This is a genomic window from Vibrio renipiscarius, assembly GCF_000827885.1.
GTDB classification, from domain to species: Bacteria; Pseudomonadota; Gammaproteobacteria; order Enterobacterales; family Vibrionaceae; genus Vibrio; species Vibrio renipiscarius.
The window spans coordinates 365,381-382,797 of the sequence record NZ_JTKH01000024.1 but is presented as its reverse complement, the minus strand read 5'-3'; the positions used below and the strand labels follow the sequence as shown (position 1 = coordinate 382,797).

Genomic DNA, 17,417 nt, shown 5'->3' with positions numbered 1-17,417 from the left:
GTCTTTATTGTAACGACTTAGCCATACTCAACAAGCGTTAAACCTCTATTTTGTGCTGTTTGGTGACCTTAATGCCCAGACGCTTCGCGAGTCGCACCAAATTGGCCCGATCAATCTGTAATTGGCGAGCCGCTTCTGCCCAATTAAAATTCGTTTGGGTTAATGCTTGAATAATCAATTGAGTTTGATATTGATCCGTCGCTTGGCGCAGTCCTTGGGGAACGTCAATGCGGGGAGTCGGCATTGCGTCCTGTTCGTCAGAGTTGATAAGCGAGGATGCAGCCACATCGGTTAAAGCGAGATCGGCGGAGGAGACACTGACGGTTTTCTCTTGGCTCGATTTTGCGCGTGCTTTGAGTGCTGCTCGGTTGATGACGTGCTCTAATTCACGAACGTTACCTGGCCATTCATAACGAGAGAGATGAGAGAGGGCTTCTTGATTGAGTTTTAATTGGACGATGCCGAGCTTCTTGCGGGCATGTTCAAGAAAGAAACCGGCCAGCAATTCGACGTCTTTTTCTCTTTGACGCAGAGGAGGAACGGTGATCGGGTACACGCTCAGTCTATGATATAAATCGGCACGAAAGCGACCTTGTTCAACCTCGTGTTTAAGCTCTCGGTTGGTGGCGGCTAACACGCGAACATCAATACTGTGTACGCGATCTTGTCCAACCGGTTGAATCTCATTGTTTTGCAGTGCTCGCAGTAGTTTGCTTTGCGCGCTTAGGCTGAGTTCGCCAATTTCATCGAGAAAGAGGGTCCCTCCATCGGCTAAAGCAAATTTCCCCAAACGTGATTTATCGGCGCCAGTAAAAGCCCCTTTGACGTGGCCAAAAAGTTCACTCTCTAACAAGGTTTCCGGAATCGCGGCACAGTTTACGTAGATAAGCGGTTGCTGACGGCGATTGGATTGGTGATGCAAGCTGCGTGCAACCAACTCTTTACCAACTCCCGTTTCACCGTGTATTAAAATGGTAAAATCGGAGGGCGCAACAACGGATATGTCCGCTTTTAGGCCATTAATCAGAGCGCTTTCCCCAATGATCTCGCCGCCATCACGCTCCCATGCTTCAAGGTTCAACTCTTCTAATTTTTGCTGCGTCTTTTTGGCTTGGTTTTCTAGTTGAGAAACCGTTAATGCCACTTTTAAGTGAGACGCGACAATCGCAGACAATGCTTCCAAGTTTCGTTGCGGTATGTCATCAAAAACATTTGGCGTTAAGCTATCAAAGGTGAGAATGCCCAACAATTGGTCGCTATAGTAGAGAGGGAGCCCCATGCAAGCATGCATTGGCAAATCCCCCTCATAATCGAGTAATAGACCATCAAAAGGGTCTGGTAAGGGAGAATCGGCGTCAAACTTTACCGCGCTTTGTGCTTGGCAGATTTGCGAAAAACGTGGGTGGTCACTCACTTTGAAGCGGCGGCCAAGTGTGTCTCTGGTGACACCTTGGATCGCTAATGGTGTGAGCGTGTCCCCATTTAGGCCAAGTAGTGCAACACAATCACATTGAATAACTCGCCTTACGGCGTCGAGCAAGCGATTGAATCGGTCTTGAGTATGATGTGCGTTAGCAAGCCCTGCGGCCATATCCAATAACGTCGACATGGAAATTTCTTGCATGCAATGAACCTTAAAAGAGTGTTTACACTAGTTTAGTGTCTATATGACTCAATGCAAGCGTGTCATTATGACTTATTTTTTGGGCTAAGATTGGAATAAAATCAAGTAATTAAAGGGATGTGGGGGTTGGCATGGTTCGTGCTCCTAAACCAATATACCAATATAAAAACATGCGAAATGTTTAAAAATGATTAGGAGAAACACCCATGCTCAATGATCACCATATCACCGTTGTAAAAAGCAGCATTCCGCTACTCGAAGATGCAGGCCCTGCGTTAACGCAATATTTCTATCAACGTATGTTTCGCCATAACCCTGAATTGAATGATATTTTTAATATGACGCATCAGCGTACGGGGCATCAAAGCGTGGCATTGTTTGAAGCCATCGCTGCGTATGCGAAAAATATTGATAATCTCGCGGCGTTAACGCAAGCGGTGGAACGAATCGCTCAAAAGCACACCAGTTTTAATATCCAGCCACACCACTACCAAATTGTCGGTCACCATCTTATCGAAACGCTCCGTGAATTAGCACCAGACGCTTTTACGCCTGAAGTCGAACAAGCGTGGACACAAGCCTATCTATTTTTAGCGAATGTTTTTATTGAACGTGAAGAGCAGATCTACCAGTTAAACGCCCAAGGCACGGGCGGCTGGCGAGAAGGGCGCGAGTTTGTGATTGATATGAAAACGGTCGAATCTGAACGAGTGACCAGCTTTGTACTTCGCCCTGCGGATGGTAAACCGGTGATGAGCTATCAAGCGGGCCAATATTTAGGCATTGAAGTGACCCCCAGTGAGAGTGCTTATACTGAAATTCGCCAATATTCTTTATCACAAGCTTCAAACGGCGAGTGTTACCGTATTTCCGTTAAACGTGAAGGTGATGCCCATAAAGGCGTGGTTTCTCATTATTTGCATGATGAGGTTCAGGTCGGCGATTCCGTGATTTTGTATCCACCCGCGGGGGATTTTTTCTACCAAGCGACAGAAAAACCGGTGGTATTGATTGCGGCTGGCGTCGGCGTGACACCAATTCAAGCGATGGCGCAGACCTTAGCTGAAGTCAGTAAGCGAAATGTGAGCTATTACTACGCGTGTGACAGCGTTGCGCAGCACACATTCAACCGTGAAAGTGCTGCACTGATTGAAGCGAATCAATGGCAACAACAGGTATGGTATCGCGATCAACATGGTGTGATGGATTTGACGTCGCTCGTGGATACGCTGCCCGTGGCAGAGGGTGAATTCTATTTATGTGGCCCTGTGGTCTTTATGGAGCATGCGGTGCAACAACTTGAATCATTGAATGTGTCGCGAGACCAGATTCACTACGAAGTCTTTGGGCCGCATCGCTACCTATAAGTGAGTGGCGATTCTGTTGCTTGAATAGACGAACAATACTAAAAAGCGCCTTAGGCGCTTTTTTAGTATTTGATGACGATGACATGATTGCGCCAGACGATAGGCGTTTAATGAAATCGTTTTTTAAACCATTCAAGAATAGGATGGCTTGATTTTTTGTGGCTTAAGTGCGCGTTACCTTGCTCTTTTCCTTGATAGAAGCTGGCCATAAACTGGCTACGTAGCGCTTGTGCATCGACTTCTTGATTGACTTTAAGCGCTTGAGCACTGCTGTTCGCATGGTCATTCGCTAGGCTAAAATCCATTCCCAAGTAGCCTTGTACGTAGAGCCAGGCGTGGGTCACAAAAGCCAATTGTTCACCATCTTGATAGTGAAAATTATTCTGATGGTGCGATCCGACGTTTTGCTCTAATGCTTGATGCATGGCCTGTACGGCATCATGATGTTTTTCCACTCGGCTAAGCGCTTCAATATGCGCTTTGGTCAGTACACCCAGAAGATGGTGAGTGTGCGCTTTATCCGGTTTAGCCGTGATGACTCGTTCGAATAATGCGTCATTGGAATCACAAAATGTTTGCCATTGTGGCGAGTGAATATCAAAGACATCGAGATTCTCGATGCCAATTTCAATCGCTACTTGAGTTAAGTTACTCATTATTCTGCAGGGTTTCCCAAGTCACTTCGTGTGAGGTTTTACCATCAATAAACAGGCTATTTCCGGTGATCATCACTGAAAGTTCCATGCCACGTTCAACATTAGCTGCCAGCGCGTCAATGGCGTCGCTATCAAAACAGTGGATGGTTGCAGGAAGTGTACGTAGCTTGCCTTGCGACTGTTTCCACCAAACATCGGCTTTACTGTTGAACGCATAAATTTGTACATGCTTGGCAAGGCGCGTTGCTTTCTTTACGCGGTCAAATGCAGGCTCACCCACTTCAATCCATTGTTGGATTGTATCATCCAATTCTTTTTGCCAAAGATCGGGTTCTTCAATCGAGGATAAACCTTTAGTGAATTGTAATTCAGGGCTGGCATTGAGGCAGTAAGCAAGCACACGTGCCATCATACGAGAGGTCGTTTCTGATGGATGCAGAGCGATGGTGCAAGAAAGAGAATCGTAATAATCACGGTTGGTATCAGAAAGAGAAATACGAAACTTGTAAATGGTGGGTTTTAGAGCCATGAGTAGTGGTTCGCCAAAAATAAAAAAGCCAGCTAAAAGAGCTGGCTATTAAAATCTATTTTGGCAACAAATTAAAGAACTTTGATGTTCTCAGCTTGTGGACCTTTTTGACCTTGAGAGATAGTGAACTCAACTGGCTGGCCTTCAGCTAGGGTGCGGAAACCGTCACCAGTGATCGCGCTGAAGTGTGCGAAAACGTCTGGGCCATTTTCTTGTTGGATGAAACCGAAACCTTTAGTTTCGTTGAACCATTTTACTTTACCAGTCACTGTATCTGACATGTGTCTTTCCTTAGTCTTTCTTTATTAAGCCTTAGTGGCACGGATAGCGTGGAAAAGGAGAGTGCTATTTCGCTCGACGTGACGGTAGACATTCCAGCAATCTAACGTAACGGCGATCTAGCCAAGAACCGTTTTCTAGCTCTAAGTAGTCTAAGGTTTAACCGATTGAAGTCAACCGCATTTCCAGTGACATTGACCAATGTTTTGAACTAAATATCATCATTTTAGCTCAGATTTATTCGTCAAATTTACAATCGTATTAGTGTCACATTTATGGTGTTAACTGGTCGCTCATACGCGTGTAATTTGCTATGGAATGAGTGGCAGCCGCGGGTCAGAAACCGATATAAAATGGCAGGGTGGTGTGGCGACTGGTTGTAAGGTCACAAATTTAACGATAAGTACAAATAAATAAAATGTTAAATTATTGTTTGTTTTCATGGGTGTTGTGCGTGTTTAATTCGTAACTTACTTGAATCAAACAGTTTTGAGTTTTTGTGTTTTTAACCATTGTTTTACATATGCAAATAAAGGCGATGTGTCATTAAAAACGAGTCAAAAAGTCGCTTGAAATAAAAAAAATTGCTGAGAAAATAGGCAAAAAATGAGTTTGCATTTATGGAAGGATGCTTTTAATCACTTATCGATGGGGTTAATCCTATGAAACTGGTTCTAATTCTAATGGCATCACTTTCAGCTGGCGTAGCGTCTGCTGATCATTTCCATTCATTTATGCTTGGCTTGTCTATTGCCGCTCTCGCCGTCGGCAGTTGCTACTGGCTTGCGTTTCGTTCAACGCGATTTCCTCAGCTTGGTTTATTCTTATTAATGTGTGGCATGTTAGCCAAATTAACCGTGACTGTTGTGGGCGTCAGCTTAGGGATGTCGGCAGAACTGATTACCTCGCCGCTGATCTTTGCCTTATCGTATTTGTTTTTCTCAATCGTGGTCACTTACCTGTGGTTTAGTTACCGTGATGCAAGATTGGTGAAACAGGCGGCGCTACAAACTGCGTAACCCATCGTTATTTGTATAGAAAGCCAGCTTTAATGCTGGCTTTTTTGTAGCTTCCAAGCAAAATCACATTAATTTGCCTCAAACCTTATATAACCGTAACGAAGAGTAACAGTTAGGCTGAAACCGCCTAAGCTTTGAATATACTGAATGAAGTTTACTAATTGGTAGAGTGCCATGAACCCAAAACGTCTTGTAAAAACGGTTTTTATTGTCAGTGTCTTAAGTTCAATGTCAGCGATAGCTGCGCCTTCAATTACCCCAGATCCGCCAGTATTGGGCGCGAAAGGGTATATTTTAATGGATTACAACACTGGTCAGGTGCTGGTGGAGCATAATGCCCATGACCGACTCAATCCTGCCAGTTTAACTAAGTTGATGACCGCCTACGTCGCCGGACAAGAAGTCAGCGCTGGTAATATCAATTTAGATGATCAAGTGACGATTAGCCGAAAAGCCTGGGCGAAGAATTTTCCGGATTCTTCAAAAATGTTCATCGAAGTTGGCACGAGTGTATCCATGATGGATCTTTATCGTGGTTTAGTGGTTCAGTCAGGGAATGATGCCAGTGTCGCGATTGCGGAGCATGTGGCAGGCAGCGAAGACGCCTTTGTTAGTTTGATGAACAGCTGGGCCGATAAACTGAACCTTAACAATACCGCTTATACCAACCCTCATGGGCTCGACAGTGACGGATTATATTCAACACCTTATGATATTGCGTTATTGAGCCAAGGCATCATTCGTGATTTACCGACGATTTATCCGCTTTATAGTGAATTGGATTTTGAGTACAACGGCATTACTCAGTATAACCGCAATGGCCTATTGCGTGACCGCAGTCTAAATGTTGATGGTATGAAAACCGGCTACACCAGCGGGGCGGGTTATAGCTTGGCGACGTCGGCAACAAGCGGTGAGATGCGTTTGATTTCCGTCGTGATGGGCTCTAAGAGCGTGAGAAGTCGTGAATCTGAAAGCAAACAATTGCTGAGCTATGGTTTCCGCTTCTTTGATACTGTCTCGGCAGGGGAAGCAGGCAAAGAAATCGCTAAAGCTCGTCTTTGGATGGGTGAACAAGACGAGGTCAGTGTTGGCGTTTTAGATGATGTGTTTATTACGTTGCCAAAATCCGAGTCGGGTAAGGTAAAAGCGGAATTGGTTTACGATGGCGATTTAGTCGCTCCGATTCAAAGTGACCAAGTGGTCGGAACCGTTATTTACAGCATTGGTGATAAAGATGTCGCGAGTGCCGATTTAGTGGCCCTGCAACCAGTCGAAGAGGGCGGGTTTGTTAAGCGTATTTTCGATTGGCTGAAGCGTTTAGTCACTAGCTGGTTCTAGTAAGAATTTCGCTGAAACGCGATTAATTTGATAATGAAAAACGAGCTGAATGGCTCGTTTTTTTGATCAAGCATGCCTCGCACTTGCTCTCTTTTCATCGACTCGCAGTACTTTCTGGTCGATTTACCGAAATCCTTAAGCTGCGCTTACCTGACACTGACATTATTTCCTTTGTAAACGCCAAAATACTCGGCAAATAGACGATCCCAATATGGGACTCAGGCAGTGTAGGAATGAATGATGGAATTTAATGTAGAAGACAGCACCGCGTTGTATAACGTATGGATGTCGCAAAAATCAAAAATGCGCTTAACTCAGATGGAATTTGCCAAGAAACTTGGTATGAATCAATTGGAATTTTCTAGCATCCTTCGCGGTGAAAGACCGTTGTCTATGGCTTTTGTTTCGCGTTTTTGTAATTTGTTGAACTTAGAATCTCACCGCGTTGTGCCTTCATTGCGAACTCAGCCAAACATAAAAGAAGTCTACTTAGAGAGCCGCATGACCGTCGATGGTGAAATTAAGCGCGCTTATATTGAAGGTAATCAAGTCGTGGTTGAATACTTACATACGGTATTCAAACCCGCTTAACGAGCGGCCTGTGTCGACATCAGTAGTAGATTGAGCAACAGTTGGTCGATTGAACAATAGTTAGTCGATTAAGTGAGAGTCGGATCGTCAGTAAAAGCATGGTGAGGTGGCGACAAAATACTCGGATATATGGTATGGTGTACCATTATTAATCTGAGAGCCTAATGCCATGCCGCTAAAGCAATGTTTCCTAATCTTTACCGTATTAGCATTTCTGAGTGGATGTGCGTCAGGTCCATTAACTCGTGCGACAACGTTTACCTCTTATGAGGATTTTAGCCAGGGGCCTGAGGGCGGCGTTGATTTAGTTTGGGCGAAAATAGGTTTGCGAGATGCGGATCGATTGCACAAGAAGCTCGCGCAGTATGATTCTGTTGTGATTGATCAAATCGTGGTGTTATCTGAAGAAGATCGTTTGAGCAAAGCAGAGACTCAAGAACTCGCCGATTACTTTGTGTCGCAAATTACCCAGAAAGTTAAACCTTATAAACCGGTTGTTGATCAGCCTACAGGGCAATCTTTGCGTCTTAGTATCGCCCTAAGTAATGTTGAAACGCCCAACCCGATCCTTGCTGTAACCAGCAGTGTGCTCCCTTTTGGCTTAGCGATATCGACATTGTCTAAAGTGACGACGGGTGAACATACCAATGTAGGAAGCGCGAGCGTGGAGTTATTAGTCAGTGATGCGAAGAACAACAAACCACTCTTTGCTGCGATTGATCGCCAAACGGGTAACAAAGACTTTTCCACGATGATTGATTCATTGGATGACGCGAAAGATGCGATGGATTATTGGGTTGACCGCTTAGGTGTGACAATGCAAGCGGCATCGATTTCGGATAAGTGATTGCGGATAAGTGATGCATTCACGCCCCCATGATGAGGGCGTTGCAATCCACTATTGAGTCATGGGAACGTTGGCTACAGTTCGATGCGGAATATCGATGTTGTGCCACTGACCTCATTTCCAACGGCAATAAAGTGTTGGCCATGTCGATGAAAGTAATGAATCGACTCTGGGCCAAGATCACCGGCTAAAGGATTGTAGACACCATTCGCGCACTCTCCGTCTTCTACCTCACTGCATACCGGTTGTGTGTAGTCTCGGCGGTTAACATAATGCAGAAATTCAGCTTGGGTGGGTTGGCTAATGTCAAACACCATAATACCGCCTTGGCGCTCTAAACCGACAAAGGCATAGTCGCGGCCATTAATGTTAGCCACTTCGATCGCTTCTGGCTCTGCGCCTTTATCATCACTACGGTCGTCGCCACTTTGATTGCTGTCATTTGAACTATTAAAATGTTGCTTCTCACTCAGGGCGGCAATATGAGCGATTTGATCGCCACTGTCGAATACCAACTTGCCGTTTTCGTTCCAGATAGAAAATGAACGCGCACCAAAGGCTTGCACATTCTCATGCGCGGCCAGCTTAGTTGATGACTTAACCACCTTTAAGCGTCCGAGCTGCTTCTTATCTTTGAGGGCTTCAGCTAAAGGGTGTTGATCTGACACGTTGAGTTTTTTCCCTCTCACTTCATCGGTATGGCTGATACAAAAACCTTGTTTCGTGGTGTATTTATCGTCCGCACGGTAATCGTCTTCATCCCATGTAAAGCCTGCCTGGTCACAACGTTCCTGTGTCGTATCAAATCCATATTCGCGCCCATCACCTTCGTTAGCGGAAATAAGGTAGGTTTGTCCATCAACACTATAGCTATCAATGCTATCAGGCATATAAAGCCCGACCAGTTGTGTGTAGTGTTGGAAATGGCCAGCCATGTCATCTTTGTTTGAGGCATCGAGTTTAGAGGTTGCCCATGATTTTTCACCCAATCCAACGACTTTATCGACACGCGCTGTTGAGACATCAATGATGGCCATTGCATTGTTCTCTTGCAATGCAACGTAGATTTTCCCGTTGTCTGCAAAGGTGAGGTATTCAGGTTCTAGATCTTGCGCAACCGTTGAATTAGGGCCAGAGATTCTGACCTTGTCATCGAATTCACTGCGTCGTTCATTGTCAAAGTCAGTAAACTGAATTTGTGTGACGGTGGCATTGAGTGGGCCTTCTTTAAGATCAATTAAGGTGACACTGCCGTTGGGGTCAACGCGATAGTCAGCGCTGGGTTCGCCTTCATTGGCACTGGCAATGTAGCGGCCATCCTTAGAAAAACTCACCATATCGGGCAACGCACCTGCAGGGTAGGTGGTGACCAACGAAAGATCGTGCGATTGGTATAGCGCGATGAGTCCATTTTCTTGCTTGTTTGCATTTTCAATCGCCACGGCGACAAGACCATTGTGAATCGCCACACTGTTCGCGGCGCCTATTGCCATCTTTGCTCGCTTTGCGGCACTGTCTAAATTGATTGTGGCACTTTTTGCCGGTTGCCCTTGTTCATTAAAGCTCAGCACATCGACCTGTTTTGCTTGCGCGTTGATGACGTAGAGCTTATCGGTGCAAGGGTCATAGTTGACGATTTCAGCGGCGGAGGTATCAAAGGGGGCATCGGCGATCGCGCTACCCACATAAGTGAGTCCGCTAATGCTTGCCTTTCCAACGATGGGCTCTGGCTGCGGTTGGCATTGGGTTGTGAAGGTTTGAGCATGGCTTTGGCTAGAGCATGCAATAGCAAGCGTCGAAAGTGCGAGAGTACTGAAAGCCTTTAATGGCGTTGTCATGTCCGTTCCTTGTTGCGTCAGTAAGTATCCATTCAGTCAATCCCTCTTCGTTCAATCATGACGTTAAACGAGATGAATGTGAATAAAGCGGGGTAGACCATTAATGACGTGAATATATGATGCTTATGTGAATCTACGATGGGCTTTTTATGAAACTAATATGGCAAAGGAAGAGCGTAAGGAGGGGGTGAATTTGCAGCGTGGTATCTCGATATTTATCTGCGGTGTGGTGGCCTTCTCTGGTAATCTTACGTTTACGTTATGCTACGGGTTATCGTGATTATGTTGGATAAAGAAAATTTGATTAAGTTGGCGCGCAAACAAATGCCATTTGGTAAGTATGCGGGTCGAGCGTTGATCGACCTACCGGAAGAATATTTACTTTGGTTTGATAAAAAAGGTTACCCAGAAGGTGAGTTGGGCGCGTTGATGCAGTTATGCCTAGCCTTGAAAGTGGAAGGCTTAGATGAGATCGTCAAACCGCTGAAGTATGACATCATCTAAAGTTGATCGTCAGTGGCGTATGTCTATCTAATGACATGCATAAATGGAAATATTAAAACGAGATGTAATTCACAATTTTAATGCAATAGTATAAGATCGCTCGATACATTGACTCTAGATTTTATTTCCATGGAAACGACTCAAACATCTATAATTATCGGCACTTTCGCATGGGAAGTTGACAGCCGAAATCTAAAGCCAACTTTGCCTGATCTCAACGTTAAAAATGCTCAATTGCGACTATTGACGCCAAAGCAATTTCGCCTGCTTAGATGCTTATACGACGCGCATCCTAGAGTCATACAAAAAGAACAAATCATTGATTATGTGTGGGAGTCAAGGCCGACATCAACTGAAAGTTTACCTCAGTTGATCAACCGCACTCGCCAAGTGATTGGCGATGATGATAAAAAAATTTTAGTGAATGAACCGGGCGTTGGTTACCACCTAAATTTTACTTTATCACTTGGTGATGATTTAGATTCGACGCCATTACAACTCACCGAATCACCGGTAGTCCCTCAATCAAAGAGAAGTATCTTATGGCTAACTATTTTGGCGATAGCGTCAGTATTCACGCTATTTAATACATGGGGGGCGGTTGAAGCGCTTTACTACAAAGTCACCTTCCACCAGATGATTAACTCAACGCCTTACCCCCACATTGAAACTCGAGATGATGGAAAATCCGTCGTCACGATTGATGGGTATCGATGTGTATATGAGAAAGAAAAATATTTTATGCATTGTACGAAATCAACGCATTTTGTTGAACGAAACTAAGATCATTCGTTTTGTATGCGTGATGTATTTTCATCATTCAGTATTAATAAGCCTATACCGGTCTTACTTGAAGTTGCGGCGGTGTTGACTGGCACTCTCAAACCTCATCGCATCTATGCTCAGAGGCTTTGTTCGCGTCGCCTACCAGCATCTTCAAGTTGTTTGGGTATAGAAGCCGCTATCTTATGCGTGGAAACAATATTTAAATGAACAACATGATAATGAAGTGCATCGCATCAAGTTGTAAGATGTCGATTCTATTCGGCATTATTGCCTTCAACGCAATGATGTTTCTCGTGCAGTATTTTGCTGAATCGAGATATGTGGGCACAATTGAAGCGCTCGGGCACACATGGACAACACACTCGACACAGCGAAGTAATCTGATTGAAACACAAAATCATTTTGCAAGTTTGGCCGCGATGTCTGATTCCAGATCAGGCACTTTAAACTTTAAATATGTATTCGAAATTATTGACGCTAACAAATACATCTCAAGTGGCAATGGAGTCTTTACCCCTATTCGACACGTCTCAGTGTTTTATATAGATGAACAATGCAGCTTGGTTTTTGGGCGAATCTCTACCCCCAAACTAGAAAGCACGGCATTACGTTGCCAATATTAAAGGAGGCGGTTATTGGGGAGGGTTACAGGTGTCGATTGGCGCTCTCAAACCGCATTGCATCGCGTATCTAAGCTCAGAGGCTTTATTCGCTTGTCGCCTATCAACATCTTCAAGTTGTTTGGGTATATCAACCGCCTGAAATACGCAATGAATCGAATTTTTCTTTGGAATTTATAGAGATTTTTTATTAATTCGAGAAAATTTTAGCGATAAAGGCGTATTTTCCACACCCAATTTTCGATCCCATCATTCATGCAGACTGTCACTCAGTGTAATTATTGTTCGACAATTTGCTGTTAATGCAATTTTTTGTCTATTTTGTCTCCAAATCTTGGTTTGGAGGTCATTTACTGCGCATTACCACAACAAAAAGTGGTGGAAATCACAAAAAACTTTGATTGAAGCACGGCTTTTTCGTTCCTTATACTCAAGTTGTCAATATAGGTTTAAAACCGTGTTGAGAAGACGATCGCCAAGTTCTTTTAGAGGCCAAATTCGATGAAATAACTGCCTGTACTTAGCGATGATCTTAAGAGCCAACAAATTCGTTCTTTGTGGGCCAGACATTGGTGTATTCCTTTGCTTTGTACATGAGTGCCAATCGGCGGCGTTATATTGCTAGCCAGGTGTGGGAATAGGCAGAAAAATCACAATTGCGTCTCTTTTAGACATTTGGGTATAACTATTACAGGAAGAAGAGATAACGATATGATCGATTTATGGCCATTGATTGGCATTGTAATAATAACAGTGGGGTTGGCGTTAAAACAAAATACGCTATTAGTGATTTTGGTGGCTGGTGTGACGACTGGCTTGGTAGCAGATCTCGCGGTGAAGGACATTCTATCGACTCTTGGTCAATCTTTTACTCAAAACCGCTACATGTCTTTGTTCATTTTAGTATTACCAATGATTGGTGTGCTAGAGCGTTACGGCTTACGTCAACGTGCTGAAGCATTGATTGGCTCGATGAAAAAAGCATCCGTCAGCAAAATCCTACTGACTTATTTAGCGCTGCGAAAACTGACCAACGGTATGGGGCTGAATATTGGTGGCCATCCAGCGATGATTCGTCCTCTTATTGCGCCAATGTCAGAAGCGGCGGCAGAAAAATCTACCCCAGAATTTAGCGATGAAAAACGCCAAACGATTCGAGCGCTTTCTGCGGCAAGTGAAAACTTCGGTAACTTCTTTAGCCAGAACTTGTTCATCGGTACGGGTAGTTTACTCCTTATCAAAGGCGTTATGGGTGATAACCAATTAGAGGTAAAACTCGAGACTATGGCATTGTGGGCACTGCCAACGGCCATTATGTCGTTTATCGTCTTCGCGATTTATACCAAGTTTATCAGCACGCGTTTGAACCAAAAAACAAGTGCATCCGATATTGGAACGCATTCAGATTCACAACCAGCAAAAGAAGGGAAATAAACATGCTTGAGTATGTATATCAAGCCACCGGTCTTTTACTGTTGGCATTCTCGCTACAAACTTTTTTAGATAAACAGAATCCAAAACGTATTGGTAGTGGTCTGTTTTGGCTTATTTATGGCGTGACGTTCATTTTTGGTGCGATGATTCCGCATTGGATTACCGGCGTGATGGTTCTGATGCTAACCGGCTTGGCGGCAGGTGGCTTTATGGGGCTTGGCAACTACGGCACAACATCAGATGAAGAGCGCCGTGAAAGCGCATCAGTACTGAAAAATAGGCTGTTTTTCCCAGCGATCGTGGTGCCTGTCGGTACTGTTGCGATCAGTCAATTGACGTCATTAGGTGCGTTGGTCGGTTTAGGGGTTAGCTCGATTGCCGCTATTGTTGTTGCGCTTATTGTGACTAAGAGTCGCCCAATGCACAGCTTAAGCGAAGGTCGTCGTTTGATTGACTCTATCGGCTGGGCGGCAATTCTTTCGCAATTCTTAGCGGCATTAGGTTACCTATTTAACCAAGCAGGCGTCGGCGAAACCGTCGCGGGATTGGTTAAGATGCTGATTCCTGAGAACATGCTGTTAGTGAAAGTGATTGCTTACTGTGTGGGTATGATGTTGTTTACGGTTGTGATGGGCAATGCCTTTGCAGCGTTTGCGGTAATCACCACGGGTATTGGTATCCCGCTGCTGATTTTAGAAAATGGCGGTAATGCGGCGATCATCGGTGTGTTGGGTATGTTGTCGGGCTACTGTGGTACTCTGATGACACCAATGGCGGCAAACTTCAACATAGTGCCTGCCGCGCTACTTGAGCTTAAAAACAAGCACCACGTCATCCTAATTCAAATTGTACCGGGCTTAGCAATTCTAGCCTTTAACATCTTTGTTATGTACACCTTCGCATTCTGAGAGCATTTATGAAAAAAGTACTAATTACAGGTTTTGAACCTTTTGGCGGCGCAGCGATTAACCCTGCGTTGGAAGCCGTAAAAAAACTGGAAAATGCGACCTTAAATGGTGGTGAAATTGTTATCTGTGATGTGCCTGTTACCCGCTATGAAGCGGTCGATACCGTCATTGCAGCAATTGAAAAACATCAACCGGATTATGTTATTACGGTTGGCCAGGCTGGTGGCCGAGCGGCGATCACGCCCGAGCGAGTCGCGATCAATATCGATGATTTCCGCATCCCGGATAATGGTGGTAATCAACCGATTGATGAGCCAGTCGTTATTGATGGCCCAGATGCGTACTTTACGACCTTGCCAATTAAAGCGATTACGCGTACGTTGCAAGAGAATGGCATTCCTTGTCAAGTTTCAAACACAGCGGGTACGTTTGTATGTAACCACTTGTTCTACGGCGTACAACACTATCTTCGTGATAAGAACATCGGCCATGGTTTTGTTCACATTCCATTGTTGCCAGAGCAGGATACGCTAGGCAATCAAGCTACCATGTCTTTGGATGTGATTGCCGAAGGATTACGTTTGGTGGCTCAAGCGACGATTGATAACCCGCAAGATATCGCGATCGGCGCAGGTCAAATCTGCTAGAAAACCTGTTTAGTAAAATATTAATACCCGCTTTGTGCGGGTATTTTTTTATCGAAATAGGCTTATGATTATAGAGACGATAGATTTAACGCATTAAACTGATAAAAATAAGCGATTAGAGTGGCTGCACATAGTCAAGTATTCTATCCCCAATAGAGACAATTGAGATAAAAGATGAGTAAAACAGCTTTAGTGGTGGAAGGTGGGGCGATGCGAGGTATCTTCGCATGTGGTGTTTTAGATGCATTTATGGCGCAAGAATTCAAACCGTATGATTTTGCGATTGGTGTCTCTGCCGGCGCCTCTAACTTGTTAGGGTATTTATCACACGCGCCGGGCCGCAGTTATAACGTCATCACACAGCTGGCGACCGATAAGCAATTTTTTAACCGCTCACGTTTTGCCCGTGGCGGAGATTTAGTCGACGTAAAATGGCTAATAGAAGAGTCAAATCGCCTCTATCCATTAGATCACGCACGGCTATTTCAAACGCCAATGATTGCTGCCGCGACCAATGTGGACACCGGCCACGCCGATTATTTTCAATTAACGCCTTGTAATCTCGAATCGGTGATTGAAGCCACCACCGCTCTTCCCATTGCTTATCGAACGCCGCCGTGTTTTTCGGGAGGTTGTTACACCGATGGTGGGGTCGCAGATTCAATCCCAGTGAAAGAAGCCTACCGACGTGGCGCGCGCGAGATCACGGTTGTTTTGTCCCATCCATTAAGTTTCGAGATGAAACCGATGCGTGCAGCTTGGCTGATGAAGCGTCTACTCGCGCAATACCCACGTATTGCCGAATCGATGCTTGTTCGCGCAGAAAACTACAATCAATCCTTGGCGTTTATTCGGAACCCGCCAGAAGATGCCACTATTCATATCATTGCACCGCCAGAAGAGTTTTCGGTGAAGCGTTTAACCATGAATCAATCGATTTTGGATGAAGGATATCAAATGGGCATCAATGCAGGTGAAATGCACATTGCGCGCGACGAAGGGATTGATTTCTTTACTCGAGATAATCGACATTTAGCGCTGTGATGGCAATGCCTTTAAGGAAGTCTCTATTGCGTTCTGTCTGTTCGTTATAGAGGTTTTCTGTTCTGCCGACGCCTCGCAATCACCGCATCCCGATAAAATGCCTATCGCTTACCGTAAGCAGTGGCAATAAGGAGAGAGGATGAATCAAAGTACACTCTATTATGTGCACGATCCCATGTGCTCATGGTGCTGGGGTTATCAGCCGGTATGGCAACAATTGCAGCAAATGCTTGCGCAGCAGTGGCCAACACAATTGACCATTCGCTATCTTGTTGGTGGATTGGCTGCAGACAGCGATGAGCCGATGCCACTCGAGCAGCAGCGGGTTATTGCATCGTATTGGCATAAAATTGAACAGGAATTAAAAACGCCGTTTAATTATGACTTTTGGCGAGAGAACATTCCGAGACGGTCGACTTATCCGGCGTGCCGAGCGGTGATTGCGGCACGAAATCAAAACGCCGAGCGCACAATGATTTCTGCGATTCAACAGGCATATTACTTACGAGCACTCAATCCCAGCGATACTTCGATATTATTGCAGTTGGCAAAAGAACTGCATTTGGATCATGACCAATTTAAAGCGGACATGGAATCAGATCAGCTGAACCAACAATTACTCGATGAAATTCATCAAGCCAGAATGATTGGAGGGAACAGTTTTCCTTCGCTGTTTCTTGAACGACAAGGCGAGATCACTGAATTACCGATTGATTACCATCATGCTGAGCCAACAAAGCAGATCATTGAATGCTTACTTAGGTAACGATCATTCTTAGGCTGTGATCGTGGGGAGTACGGATGCTTAGGTAGCGATCATCCATAGGTAGCGCTCATACTTGCGTAGGGAGCATGCTTAAGTCGTGATCATGGAATGAAAATCAGGGAGTGGGGGGATCGCATTCCAAAAAAGAATAATAGCGCGACGGTTTCATCGCGCTATTGAAATCATCAAATTGGGGTTACTTGTGTCGCTTGAGGGCCCTTTGGACCTTGCTCTACGTTAAAAGACACTTTTTGTCCTTCCGTCAGCGTTTTGAAACCATCTGACACAATCTCTCTGAAGTGAACAAAAACATCGGCACCACCATCATCTTGAGAGATGAAACCAAAACCTTTTGTTTCGTTAAACCACTTTACGGAACCAGTCACTTTTCCAGACATGTATACCTCGAGTTCATTATCAATAATATAAAACTAAGCGTGAATTTAAGCTATTAGATGATTTATCAAGGTAGAGTTGTCGCAGGGCTTAAACGAAGAAGTTCGAAAGGTGACTGTGATAAAACTGTACTTGTGTATTGCATTAATAGCTCTCATTAATTGAGGGAGAGGAATTTGACTCGTCAGTAAGCCATCATCACAACTCCGTTCTAAGTTTAG

Annotated in this window: 19 protein-coding genes; 13 read left to right on the top strand and 6 right to left on the bottom strand. The window is 44.6% G+C overall.

Features of this window, described 5'->3' with window-relative positions; translation table 11 throughout:
* Positions 1 to 37 precede the first annotated feature (37 nt).
* Positions 38 to 1,624 (bottom strand): nitric oxide reductase transcriptional regulator NorR, encoded by a 1,587-nt coding sequence (gene norR, locus OJ16_RS15330; RefSeq protein ID WP_040992120.1) that lies wholly within the window; start codon positions 1,622 to 1,624, stop codon positions 38 to 40.
* A 206-nt stretch (positions 1,625 to 1,830) separates the two neighbouring features.
* Between norR and hmpA the strand changes: the two genes are divergently transcribed.
* Positions 1,831 to 2,991, top strand: a complete 1,161-nt coding sequence (gene hmpA / locus OJ16_RS15325; RefSeq protein WP_040992118.1) for an NO-inducible flavohemoprotein — start codon at positions 1,831 to 1,833, stop codon at positions 2,989 to 2,991.
* Positions 2,992 to 3,098: 107 nt separating this feature from the next.
* Here the strand turns inward: hmpA and OJ16_RS15320 are convergent, their stop codons facing one another.
* The 3 genes from OJ16_RS15320 to OJ16_RS15310 form a co-directional block, all read right to left on the bottom strand.
* Complete coding sequence (locus OJ16_RS15320) at positions 3,099 to 3,647, bottom strand: hypothetical protein (protein ID WP_040992116.1); 549 nt, start codon at positions 3,645 to 3,647, stop codon at positions 3,099 to 3,101.
* The gene (locus OJ16_RS15315) at positions 3,640 to 4,176 is read right to left on the bottom strand and encodes a YaeQ family protein (RefSeq protein ID WP_040992115.1); all 537 of its coding nucleotides are present in this window, start codon (positions 4,174 to 4,176) and stop codon (positions 3,640 to 3,642) included. The genes OJ16_RS15320 and OJ16_RS15315 overlap by 8 nt, the downstream gene beginning before the upstream one ends.
* 71 nt (positions 4,177 to 4,247) lie before the next feature.
* Positions 4,248 to 4,457, bottom strand: a complete 210-nt coding sequence (locus OJ16_RS15310) for a cold-shock protein (RefSeq protein WP_040992114.1) — start codon at positions 4,455 to 4,457, stop codon at positions 4,248 to 4,250.
* 660 nt (positions 4,458 to 5,117) lie between these two features.
* Here OJ16_RS15310 and OJ16_RS15305 point away from each other — a divergent pair.
* The 4 genes from OJ16_RS15305 to OJ16_RS15290 all read left to right on the top strand — a co-directional run bounded on the left by OJ16_RS15305 (position 5,118) and on the right by OJ16_RS15290 (position 8,253).
* Entirely contained in the window at positions 5,118 to 5,474 is a 357-nt protein-coding gene (locus tag OJ16_RS15305; protein ID WP_040992113.1) for a hypothetical protein, read from the top strand.
* A gap of 174 nt (positions 5,475 to 5,648) precedes the next feature.
* Positions 5,649 to 6,815: a D-alanyl-D-alanine carboxypeptidase family protein gene (locus OJ16_RS15300; RefSeq protein ID WP_040992112.1), complete on the top strand. Its 1,167-nt coding sequence runs from the start codon at positions 5,649 to 5,651 to the stop codon at positions 6,813 to 6,815.
* Between the two features lie 240 nt (positions 6,816 to 7,055).
* Positions 7,056 to 7,406 (top strand): helix-turn-helix domain-containing protein, encoded by a 351-nt coding sequence (locus tag OJ16_RS15295; protein WP_040992111.1) that lies wholly within the window; start codon positions 7,056 to 7,058, stop codon positions 7,404 to 7,406.
* A 169-nt stretch (positions 7,407 to 7,575) separates the two neighbouring features.
* On the top strand, positions 7,576 to 8,253 hold the full coding sequence (locus OJ16_RS15290) for a DUF3313 domain-containing protein (protein WP_040992109.1): 678 nt from the start codon (positions 7,576 to 7,578) through the stop codon (positions 8,251 to 8,253).
* Positions 8,254 to 8,327: 74 nt separating this feature from the next.
* On the opposite strand, the gene OJ16_RS15285 is transcribed toward OJ16_RS15290, so the two are convergent.
* Complete coding sequence (locus OJ16_RS15285) at positions 8,328 to 10,091, bottom strand: choice-of-anchor I family protein (protein WP_040992108.1); 1,764 nt, start codon at positions 10,089 to 10,091, stop codon at positions 8,328 to 8,330.
* Positions 10,092 to 10,373: 282 nt separating this feature from the next.
* Between OJ16_RS15285 and OJ16_RS15280 the strand changes: the two genes are divergently transcribed.
* The 8 genes from OJ16_RS15280 to OJ16_RS15245 all read left to right on the top strand — a co-directional run bounded on the left by OJ16_RS15280 (position 10,374) and on the right by OJ16_RS15245 (position 16,800).
* Entirely contained in the window at positions 10,374 to 10,595 is a 222-nt protein-coding gene (locus OJ16_RS15280; protein ID WP_040992723.1) for a DUF3820 family protein, read from the top strand.
* A gap of 129 nt (positions 10,596 to 10,724) precedes the next feature.
* On the top strand, positions 10,725 to 11,378 hold the full coding sequence (locus OJ16_RS15275) for a winged helix-turn-helix domain-containing protein (RefSeq protein ID WP_052810390.1): 654 nt from the start codon (positions 10,725 to 10,727) through the stop codon (positions 11,376 to 11,378).
* Between the two features lie 206 nt (positions 11,379 to 11,584).
* Positions 11,585 to 12,004 (top strand): hypothetical protein, encoded by a 420-nt coding sequence (locus tag OJ16_RS15270; RefSeq protein ID WP_152613859.1) that lies wholly within the window; start codon positions 11,585 to 11,587, stop codon positions 12,002 to 12,004.
* A gap of 708 nt (positions 12,005 to 12,712) precedes the next feature.
* A complete protein-coding gene (locus OJ16_RS15265; RefSeq protein ID WP_040992106.1) occupies positions 12,713 to 13,435 on the top strand; it encodes a DUF969 domain-containing protein in 723 nt (240 codons plus the stop codon).
* A gap of 2 nt (positions 13,436 to 13,437) precedes the next feature.
* Positions 13,438 to 14,343: a DUF979 domain-containing protein gene (locus tag OJ16_RS15260; RefSeq protein WP_040992105.1), complete on the top strand. Its 906-nt coding sequence runs from the start codon at positions 13,438 to 13,440 to the stop codon at positions 14,341 to 14,343.
* Between the two features lie 8 nt (positions 14,344 to 14,351).
* Entirely contained in the window at positions 14,352 to 14,990 is a 639-nt protein-coding gene (gene pcp / locus OJ16_RS15255; protein WP_040992104.1) for a pyroglutamyl-peptidase I, read from the top strand.
* A 174-nt stretch (positions 14,991 to 15,164) separates the two neighbouring features.
* Complete coding sequence (locus tag OJ16_RS15250) at positions 15,165 to 16,034, top strand: patatin-like phospholipase family protein (RefSeq protein WP_040992103.1); 870 nt, start codon at positions 15,165 to 15,167, stop codon at positions 16,032 to 16,034.
* 139 nt (positions 16,035 to 16,173) lie between these two features.
* Positions 16,174 to 16,800, top strand: coding sequence for a DsbA family protein (locus tag OJ16_RS15245; protein ID WP_040992102.1), 627 nt, complete (start codon positions 16,174 to 16,176; stop codon positions 16,798 to 16,800).
* A gap of 185 nt (positions 16,801 to 16,985) precedes the next feature.
* Here OJ16_RS15245 and cspE read toward each other — a convergent pair whose 3' ends face one another.
* Positions 16,986 to 17,198, bottom strand: coding sequence for a transcription antiterminator/RNA stability regulator CspE (cspE, locus tag OJ16_RS15240; RefSeq protein ID WP_040992101.1), 213 nt, complete (start codon positions 17,196 to 17,198; stop codon positions 16,986 to 16,988).
* Positions 17,199 to 17,417 lie beyond the last annotated feature (219 nt).